We start from the raw sequence: 9,707 nt of genomic DNA on the forward strand, positions 1-9,707 counted from the left end.
CGTTGTGCATGAGTGCAGCTATGACGAGAACAAGACCCGCAGACAGGACATTGAGATTTATTATTCTTTTGTTGGCAAGGTGGACTTGCCCGAATAACCGCCCGACCTATCCGACACAATGCGCAAGTGCCGGATAGGAACGGCAAAATTTTTTACACTTCTATTACTTCTTTATCGCACATCAGTAAAATCACAGGGCATTAAGCAGTTCATGGCTAATTAAAGGGAACAAAAAGAAAGGAAAAGCCAATCCAGACGGTATCAGCGGCAGGCTACAAGAATAAATTGTGATTTCACAAGATTGGTGCTATAATAAGAGAAAAGTTCCTGCCGGGGCAGCCGCTCCGGTGGTATGGATAGAAAGGCAGGAAAACAATATGCACATCAGCTATAAACCACTCTGGCACACACTGTTAGAGCGTGATATGAGAAAAGAGGATTTAAGGCTTGCCGCTGGTATGACAACAAATATGATTGCCAACATGAGCAAAGAGGGAAAGCACATCAGCATGGATACATTAGCCCGTATCTGCGAAACGCTGAATTGTGAGATTACCGATGTGATTGAGTTAGTACCAGACGAGCCTGCTTCCACAGGAGGTAAGGAACATGAGCGAATTGAAACCAAGAATAAAAGAAAACGGAATTGATTATATCCTTGTTGGAGATTACTACATCCCGGACTTGAAGTTGCCGGAGGAACACCGCCCCATCGGAAAGTACGGACGGATGCACCGGGAATATTTAAGAGAAGTCTGCCCAGCCAGATTACACACATTGACCCTGACCGGGGAATTGTGGACATATCTTGCAGACCTGAACGAACAGGCACAGAAACGGTTAGACACCATCATGGAGCAGATGAAAGCTGCCGAGGGCGTGACCGAGGAATTGAAGCGTACCCGTCAAATGGAATGGGTGCAGCGTTGCAATAACATTCACAACCGGGCAGAAGAAATTGTTTTACATGAGATGATTTATTCATAACGGTATGGTAGAATGATTATTACAAATTAGAAGTTGTAAAGGAGACTTTGTATGGGTAGAAAAGAAATAACAACAAAAGAAGATTTAATGAAAGTAATAGAATTATTCGAAAATACTGGAATTACATACTGGTTGGATGGCGGATGGGGTGTAGATATTTTAGCTGGTAAACAAACAAGAATTCATAGAGATATAGATATAAATTTTGATGCTCAACATACGGAAAAATTGTTAAATGTGCTTTTGAATCTGGGCTATAAAATTGATACAGACTGGAAACCGGTTAGAATAGAGTTATATAGTGATGAACTTGGTTACTTAGACATTCACCCGTTCGTTTTAAGTGAGGACGGAACTTCAAAACAAGCTGATTTAGAGGGTGGCTGGTATGAGTTTGAAAAAGATTACTTTGGTAGTGCTTTTTTTGAAGGAAAAACAATTCCTTGTATATCCTTAAAAGGCCAAAGAGTTTTCCATTCAGGTTATGAATTAAGAGATAAAGATAAGCATGATATTTCAATTCTTGAAAGTTTATCAAAATAACATTGCTGTAATTTCTAAGATAAATTCCACTTTATCGCTTTGAAATTTTAACTGAATAAGTATAGCACCAACCGCTGCTACATGGAAGCAAACACAACCATGCAACAGCGGTTTTTCTTTACCGTTTTTTCCTTTGACTGATAGGAGTTCCTGTTTTCTTTGATTTTTGTAGAATCCGAATGAGCCAGCGAAATTCTTCGTCTGACAGATTTTTATAGTTGATGCCGAGCTGCTTGCAGTAAAGGACAACCAGCTTTTCATCCCGACTGCCCTTGAAATTTTCAACCGCTTCCAAATTTTCTTTCAATTCATCGGCAACGGTGGTCTGGGGCGCACTCTCGCTGTCCTTTTTGTGGGCTTCCCGAATATCCCGGATAATGAGATTGAGGTCATCAAGAACCATGTGGCTGAAATATTCATCATCGCTGATATGGGCGGCTTGCAGCACTTTCAAATGCGGGTCGTCTTCGCCGGGGCGATACCGTTCAATGATTTCATGCCGGACAGTATCGACAAGGGCGTTGAGGTTTTGAATCTGCATGGTGGCAATCCCATCTACATAAATCTCAATGTCCGCAAGAAACTTGATAAAGTCCTTATGAGTGGCAAGCTCACAGAGCAGACGGTTGTTAATCCGACCGCCTTTCAGAAGTGCCACCATCTCATCATTCAAATGCAGCTCTGTTAGTGGCGTGTTGATCTGCTCCCGGTTCTCTGTCCGGCACAGCAGATAATCAACGGAAACCCCATAGAAGTCTGCCAGCGTGATAAGGTTGCCATGATTGATTTCCTTATAATCCTCTTTTTCATAACTGCCAAGAGCTGATTTGGAAATGCCCGTCAGCTCTGATAATTCTTCCAGATTTAAGCCTTTGTCCTTGCGGAGTTCCCAAAGGCGTTCCTGTATGCTTGTCGCTCCTTTCATGGGCGCACGCTCCTTTCCGGCGGTTTCATTACTGCCGCTTAACTGGATTATATCATACTTTCCGCAATCGTGGAAATTTCTGATTTTTACCCTTAATTCCTACTTTGTGGACATACGGCACAGGGCACAAAAATGTTCTATGATACAGGTAGTTCATCGATGGATTATTCCAATCGAATGACCAGCCTGTGTGGGATATGCTTCCCCGGCGATGTAGCGCCATGACTTTTGGCAGGGATATGGAGGAACCCTGACCGAAACGAGCGTACCAAAGGGAGCAATACGCCGCTGTGAGATTCAGGGGAGGAACGACACCGGGGAGAACTGGCGAACTGATACCGAAATGATACCGAAACACGACAATCTGATAGGGGGATAGTCTACCCTATTGCTGATACTTCTGGAGATTTTAGACGGCTCTATGACCGTAATTTTGCCGAAAATCGCCCCGAAACTATACACTAAAACGGGAGGAAACGCAATATGCCGAGAATGAGCAAAAAGAGGAAGCATGAGCTTTCTTTTTACCTCAATGACCGGGGGCGTGTCACTTACAACGAATTATTCACCGAACCGACTTTGTATCGTATGACATGCAAAGGAGGATAATATTTATGTCAATGATTAAAATTGAAAACCTTACGTTTTCATATCCGACAAGTTATGATAATGTTTTTGAAAATGTCAGTTTCCAGGTTGATACCGATTGGAAGCTTGGTTTTGTGGGCAGAAACGGACGAGGTAAAACAACCTTTCTGAATCTTCTGCTTGGGAAATATGAGTATAGTGGAAAAATCCTATCATCCGTACAGTTTGATTATTTTCCTTATCCCGTTTCAGATAAGAATCGTATTACAGAGGATATATTGCAGGAGATTTGCCCACTTGCGGAAGAATGGGAACTTATGCGAGAACTTTCTTATCTTGATGTTGATGTCGATGTGCTTTGGCGACCTTTTGAAACACTTTCCAACGGAGAGCAGACAAAGGTTTTGATTGCCGCTCTTTTTCTTAATGAAGGGCATTTCCTACTGATTGATGAACCTACCAACCATTTGGATGCCAAAGCGAGAAAAAGTGTGGCGGCATATCTGAAAAAGAAAAAGGGATTCATCTTAGTTTCTCACGATCGTCGCTTTCTTGACGATTGTGTTGACTATATTCTATCGATTAACCGAGCGAATATCGAAGTGCAAAGAGGAAACTTTTCATCATGGATGTCAAATTTTGAGCGACAGCAAGAATTTGAACTGGCTCAGAACGAACGTTTGCAAAAGGACATCAGACGATTACAGCAGTCGGCAAAACGCGCTGCAGTATGGTCTGAACGTGTAGAAGCTTCCAAAATTGGGGCAGCAGATAAAGGTTATGTCGGTCATAAAGCCGCCAAAATGATGAAGCGTTCAAAATCTATAGAAGCGAGACAACAACAGACAATCGAACAAAAATCAGCATTGCTGAAAAATATGGAAACCGCAGAAGCCCTCAAGATACAACCGCTTAATTACCATACAGATTTGCTTGCATCATTATCGAATGTAGTAGTTTATTATGATGGCATTTCAGTTTGTGAACCCGTTTCGTTTGAAATAAGACAGGGAGAACGCATTGTGCTTGATGGAAAGAACGGCAGTGGCAAAAGTAGCCTGTTAAAGTTGGTAGTCGGGCAGTCCATAGATTATACGGGTACAGTAACACTTGGCTCTGGGCTTGTAATTTCTTATGTGCCACAGGATACATCGTATTTATGTGGAACCCTTTCCGAGTTTGCAGAAGAAAACAACCTTGATGAAAGTTTGTTCAAGGCAATTCTTAGGAAAATGGACTTTGAGCGTGTACAGTTTGAAAAGGATATTAAAGACTTTTCTGGCGGGCAAAAGAAGAAAGTCCTAATTGCGAAAAGCCTTTGTGAAAAGGCACACTTGTATGTATGGGATGAACCGCTCAACTTTATTGATGTGTACTCACGTATGCAGATTGAACAACTCATAACGGAGTTTGCCCCGACCATGCTCCTGGTAGAACATGACAGTGTTTTTCGAGATACTGTGGCAAGTAAAATTGTGAATATCTAAATTGGTTCTTCCGCAATTTTACGTTTTTCGCTTTAATAAAAATGGAGAATGCTGATTTACACTGGCATTCCAGTATTGAAAAATTACAAAATACGGATAATTGCGTAAGAACCTCTAAATTAAAATAATTGTATGGGTTAATTCCAGCTTTACAGAGACTCAAATTCCAGTTTGTAGAATTAAGAAAATCGTAATTTGTGGAGGTAAAATATAGATGAATCAAGGTAGAATTATTGTAATCACAGGTGCGCCGGGGACAGGAAAAACTACAACGGCATCTGCTGTTGCAAAAGAATCAGATTTGGAAAAGTCTGTGCATATGCACACAGATGACTTTTATCATTATTTGAGTAAAGGGGCAATACCACCGCATTTGCCAGAATCAAATGAGCAAAATTTGATTGTCATTGAAGCGTTTTTAGAAGCTGCGAAGCGATATGCTCGTGGTGGATATGATGTAATTGTTGACGGTATTATCGGACCGTGGTTTTTAAAGCCGTGGCAAAGTCTTGTTCGGGAACATTATGAGGTGCATTATATTATTTTAAGGGCAAGTAAGGAAGAAACCTTGAAGCGAGCTGTTGAACGCTCAAAGTTAGACCGAAAGACAAATATCGAATTGGTAGAAACCATGTGGGAGCAATTTTGCAATCTGGGAATATATGAATCGAATGTTATAGATACGACCACTTATTCCATTCAAGAAACTGTTTCCGCAGTACAAGAAAAAATCGCAAGTAGGGCAGCGTTGTTGTCTTAGATTGTTTTGGTGCAATTCCAGTTTGTTAGCTTTACATCGGGTCAACTTGTCCCGAACTTTTACAACTAAATACCCGCCGCTCACACAGTGGCACACCGAGCAGGAAATCTGAAAAAGGTCTCCTGCTTTTTTTCTGCCCAAAATGAGGTGGTAAAACGCCACCCCATCCACCAATTAGCGAAAGGAGGGACACGAAATGCCTTGTCCACACAACGAAATCACGATTGTTCAGCGCAGCCAGCGGCAGTCTGCGGTTGCCGCCGCTGCTTACCAAAGCGGCGAAAAGCTGTTCTGTGAATACGACCAGCAAGTAAAGCACTACCCGGAAAAGCGTGGTATCGTCCACAATGAAATCCTGCTCCCGGCAAATGCTCCACAGGAATATGCAGACCGCAATACTTTATGGAATGCCGCCGAAGCGGTGGAAAAGCAATGGAACTCCCAGCTTGCAAGGCGGTGGGTGCTTACCATTCCCAGAGAGATACCGCCCGACCAGTACGCTGTCCTTGTACGGGAGTTTTGTGAACAGCAGTTTGTTTCCAAAGGCATGATTGCTGATTTTGCCATCCATGACCCCCATCCGCCGGGACACAATCCCCACGCCCATGTCCTGCTGACCATGCGGGCAATGGATGAACATGGAAAATGGCTTCCCAAGAGCCGCAAGGTTTATGACCTTGACGAGAATGGGGAACGGATAAAGCTGCCGTCCGGCAGGTGGAAAAGCCACAAGGAGGATACGGTGGACTGGAACGACCAGAAGTATTGTGAAATCTGGCGGCATGAATGGGAGGTTATCCAGAACCGCTATCTGGACGCCAATGACCGCCCGGAGCGTGTGGACTTGCGTTCCTATGCCAGACAGGGGCTTGATATAGTCCCCACTGTCCATGAGGGGACTGCTGTCCGGCAGATGGAAAAGCGAGGTATCCAGACGAATATCGGCAACCTGAACCGGGAAATCAGAGCCGCCAACCGCCTGATGAAGTCCATCCGGCAGCTTATCCAAAACCTCAAAGGCTGGATTACCGAGCTGGGAGAAAAACGGAAGGAGCTGCTTGCACAAAAGGCGGCGGAGGAAGCGACACTTCTTCCCAATCTGCTGATGAAGTATATGGAGATACGAAAGGAAGAACGGAAGGACTGGACAAGGGCTGGACAGAACCGGGGAACTTCACAGGACTTAAAGGCAGTCAGCGAAGCCCTGTCCTATCTCCGGCAAAAGGGGCTTTCCACTGTGGAGGACTTAGAAGCGTTTCTGGAATCTTCCGGGAAATCAGCCGCAGATTACCGCAATCAGATGAAGCCAAAGGAAGCCCGGAGCAAAGTGATTGACGGGATTCTTGCCAGCCGGACAGACTGCAAGGAATGTAAGGCTGTCTATGAGAAGTACCAGAAGATATTTTTTAAGAAAATAAAGGGGAAATTCAAACAGGAACACCCGGAGGTTGCCCGGTATGAGAAAGCCGCTGACTACCTTGCCAAGCACCCGGACGATAAGGATAAAACGAAAAATGAGTTGCAACAGGAGCAGGAAACGCTTCTCAGCGAAATCGCAGAGCTGAAAGTACCACTGACCGAGGTACAGGAGGATTTGAAGAAGCTGCGGGACATCCGCTACTGGGTACGGAAAGCCACACCCGGCACAGAGGAAAGCAAAGAGCCGCCCAAGAAGCAGCCCATCAAAGAAGTCTTGCAGGATAAGACTGACGAGAAAAAAGCACAAAGAACCGCCCCGGCACAGGAGAAACACAGACAACAGGATATGGAACTTTAACAGGCACTTGCCATTTTCAATTAGAGAATGTCAGGTGCTTTTCTTATTTTCAAGGAGGGATAGATTTGAATGTATTCGAAGCTGTGAAGCAGTCCGTCACAACAAGACAGGCTGCGGAGTATTATGGAATCCATGTAGGTCGGAACGGGATGGCTTGCTGCCCGTTCCATAACGATAAAACCCCAAGCATGAAGCTGGATCGGCGTTACCATTGCTTCGGCTGCGGTGCGGATGGGGATGTGATTGATTTTGCCGCCGCCCTGTATGGGCTGGGAAAGAAAGAAGCCGCCGTACAGCTGGCACAGGACTTCGGGCTTTCCTATGAGGACTGGAAACCGCCGGGAAAGGTAAAAAAGCCCAAGACCCGGCAGAAATCCCCGGAGGAACAGTTTCAGGAAGCAAAGAATCGCTGCTTCCGTATTCTTGCCGATTATCTCCATCTGCTGATGGCATGGAGAACGGACTACGCCCCGCACTCCCCGGAGGAAGCCTTTCATCCCCGGTTTGTGGAAGCCTTACAGAAGCAAGCCCAAGTGGAATATCTGCTGGATGTGCTGCTGTTCGGGGAAACAGAGGAAAAAGCGGATTTGATTACGGACTACGGAAAGGATGTGATACAGCTTGAACAGCGAATGGCAGAACTTGCAGCCGCAGACGCAGCAAGAACTAAAAAACACTATGAACGCCATGCAGCCGCCCCAGAGCGTTGAGGAAATCAAGGCGGGGCTGGAAACCACCGAGAAAGGCGGTGTCCGTCAGAGCATACGGAACTGCCTGACCGTATTCCAACGTGACCCTCTGCTTTCAGGGGCTATCGCATACAACATCCTGACTGACCGCAAGGACATCATAAAGCCCATCGGTTTTCACAGAGAAAGCACCGCCCTGAACGATACGGACATGAAGTATCTGCTTCTTTATCTGGAAGAAACCTACGGGCTTACCAATGAGAAAAAGATTGATAACGCCATCGGGATTGTGGCGAATGAAAACAAGTACCATCCCATCCGGGACTATCTCAATACCCTTGTGTGGGACGGGACAGAGCGAATCCGCTTCTGCCTGCGGCACTTTCTGGGGGCTGACGCAGACGATTACACCTATGAAGCGTTGAAGCTGTTCCTGCTGGGTGCAATCTCACGAGCCTTTCAGCCGGGGTGCAAGTTTGAAATCATGCTCTGTCTGGTAGGCGGTCAGGGGGCTGGAAAGTCCACCTTCTTCCGGCTGCTGGCAGTCCGGGACGAGTGGTTCTCCGATGATTTGCGGAAGCTGGACGATGACAATGTGTACCGCAAGCTGCAAGGTCACTGGATTATTGAAATGTCGGAAATGATGGCAACCGCCAACGCCAAGAGCATTGAGGAAATCAAGTCATTTTTAAGCCGGCAGAAAGAGGTCTACAAGATACCTTATGAAACCCACCCGGCAGACCGCCCCCGTCAGTGCGTGTTTGGCGGCACTTCCAATGCCCTTGACTTCCTGCCCCTTGACCGTTCCGGCAACCGCCGCTTTATCCCGGTCATGGTGTACCCGGAGCAGGCGGAAGTTCACATTTTGGAGGATGAAGCCGCTTCCAGAGCCTATATCGGGCAGATGTGGGCGGAAGCGATGGAGATTTATAAAAGCGGCAGGTTCAAGCTGGCTTTCAGCCCCGCCATGCAGCGGTATCTCAAAGAACACCAGCGGGATTTTATGCCGGAGGACACCAAAGCCGGGATGATACAGGCGTATCTTGATAAATACACCGGGAGCATGGTCTGCTCCAAGCAGCTCTATAAGGAAGCCTTGAACCATGCTTTTGACGAGCCGAAGCAATGGGAAATCCGGGAAATCAACGAGATTATGAACCAGTGCATTTCCAGCTGGCGGTACTTCCCAAACCCAAGAATGTTTTCCGAATATGGCAGACAAAAGGGCTGGGAGCGTGAAAACCCGGCAACGGACTCCGGCAACCCGTCTGAAAAAACGATGGACGGTTTTGTGGAGGTCACAGAACAGATGGAGCTTCCATTCTGAAAAGGACAGCCCGTTGCACCCCCTGTTGTTATCCCGTTGCCGAGCCGGTTGCCGGGAAAAACCCCTTATTTCCGGGCTTTTCTCCCTTATAACAACCAAAACAACAAAAAAATAAAAGAAAAGTATAAATAGTAACCATCGCCAGATTGAGATTGTTTGCAAGGTCTTTTGAAGTCCGTTGCCGGACTTCGTTGCCGACACCCTCTGTCTGGCTATTTTCATGTATGGAGGATAACTGCCTATGGCAAAAAACAAAACAGAGATTCATGTGACCACTGTATTTGACGGGGAGCTTGACGCCACTGATGTGTTCGTCAGCCTGATTTCCCAGAAATACGGAAAGACAAATGCAAAAGAATATCTTGCTAAAAAGAAAGATATAGGCTATAATGAAGATGAGGTTCAAAAGAGCCAGATACCGTCTGGATTGTGTGGGTAAATGGCTATGATGAACGAAATGGAATACAGAACAATCGGTTCGGCACTTGCCGGGGGTTATCGTGCGGCGGTCTATTGCAGGCTGTCAAAGGACGATGACCTGCAAGGCGAAAGTGCCAGTATCGCAAACCAGCGTGATATGCTGGAAAAATACTGCGAAAAGCAGGGATGGGAGGTTGTGGCAGT

At 45.9% G+C, this 9,707-nt stretch carries 12 protein-coding genes and 1 pseudogene; 12 read left to right on the plus strand and 1 reads right to left on the minus strand.

Translation table 11 applies throughout. The annotated features are described in order from the left end of the window. From H8Z82_RS16000 to H8Z82_RS16015, 5 genes and pseudogenes are all read left to right on the plus strand, one after another. On the plus strand, positions 1-97 hold a 97-nt coding region (locus H8Z82_RS16000; protein WP_186995675.1), incomplete at its 5' end, for a DUF4368 domain-containing protein. A gap of 21 nt (positions 98-118) precedes the next feature. After that, a pseudogene (locus H8Z82_RS18120) lies at positions 119-217 on the plus strand (Maff2 family mobile element protein); the annotation flags it as partial. 160 nt (positions 218-377) lie between these two features. After that, a complete protein-coding gene (locus tag H8Z82_RS16005; protein WP_002584334.1) occupies positions 378-650 on the plus strand; it encodes a helix-turn-helix domain-containing protein in 273 nt (90 codons plus the stop codon). Then, positions 610-987, plus strand: a complete 378-nt coding sequence (locus tag H8Z82_RS16010) for a TnpV protein (protein ID WP_002584333.1) — start codon at positions 610-612, stop codon at positions 985-987. Before H8Z82_RS16005 ends, H8Z82_RS16010 begins: the two co-directional genes overlap by 41 nt. Positions 988-1,038: 51 nt before the next feature. Continuing rightward, entirely contained in the window at positions 1,039-1,530 is a 492-nt protein-coding gene (locus H8Z82_RS16015) for a nucleotidyltransferase domain-containing protein (protein WP_002584332.1), read from the plus strand. A 118-nt stretch (positions 1,531-1,648) separates the two neighbouring features. Here H8Z82_RS16015 and H8Z82_RS16020 read toward each other — a convergent pair whose 3' ends face one another. Then, entirely contained in the window at positions 1,649-2,455 is an 807-nt protein-coding gene (locus H8Z82_RS16020) for a helix-turn-helix domain-containing protein (protein WP_002584331.1), read from the minus strand. A gap of 614 nt (positions 2,456-3,069) precedes the next feature. Here H8Z82_RS16020 and H8Z82_RS16025 point away from each other — a divergent pair. From H8Z82_RS16025 to H8Z82_RS16055, 7 genes are all read left to right on the plus strand, one after another. Beyond that, positions 3,070-4,530: an Lsa family ABC-F type ribosomal protection protein gene (locus H8Z82_RS16025; RefSeq protein ID WP_002584327.1), complete on the plus strand. Its 1,461-nt coding sequence runs from the start codon at positions 3,070-3,072 to the stop codon at positions 4,528-4,530. A gap of 214 nt (positions 4,531-4,744) precedes the next feature. Then, positions 4,745-5,290 (plus strand): AAA family ATPase, encoded by a 546-nt coding sequence (locus H8Z82_RS16030; RefSeq protein ID WP_002584326.1) that lies wholly within the window; start codon positions 4,745-4,747, stop codon positions 5,288-5,290. Between the two features lie 196 nt (positions 5,291-5,486). Continuing rightward, entirely contained in the window at positions 5,487-7,067 is a 1,581-nt protein-coding gene (gene mobQ, locus H8Z82_RS16035; protein WP_002584325.1) for a MobQ family relaxase, read from the plus strand. Between the two features lie 65 nt (positions 7,068-7,132). Further along, a complete protein-coding gene (locus tag H8Z82_RS16040) occupies positions 7,133-7,777 on the plus strand; it encodes a CHC2 zinc finger domain-containing protein (protein WP_002584324.1) in 645 nt (214 codons plus the stop codon). After that, complete coding sequence (locus H8Z82_RS16045) at positions 7,746-9,083, plus strand: virulence-associated E family protein (protein WP_002584323.1); 1,338 nt, start codon at positions 7,746-7,748, stop codon at positions 9,081-9,083. Before H8Z82_RS16040 ends, H8Z82_RS16045 begins: the two co-directional genes overlap by 32 nt. 241 nt (positions 9,084-9,324) lie before the next feature. Next, the gene (locus H8Z82_RS16050; protein ID WP_002592708.1) at positions 9,325-9,522 is read left to right on the plus strand and encodes a hypothetical protein; all 198 of its coding nucleotides are present in this window, start codon (positions 9,325-9,327) and stop codon (positions 9,520-9,522) included. Continuing rightward, positions 9,523-9,707 (plus strand): recombinase family protein (locus tag H8Z82_RS16055; protein ID WP_186995676.1); only part of this gene is annotated, 185 nt, incomplete at its 3' end.

The organism is Blautia difficilis (assembly GCF_014297245.1).
Taxonomy (GTDB): domain Bacteria; phylum Bacillota; class Clostridia; order Lachnospirales; family Lachnospiraceae; genus Blautia_A; species Blautia_A difficilis.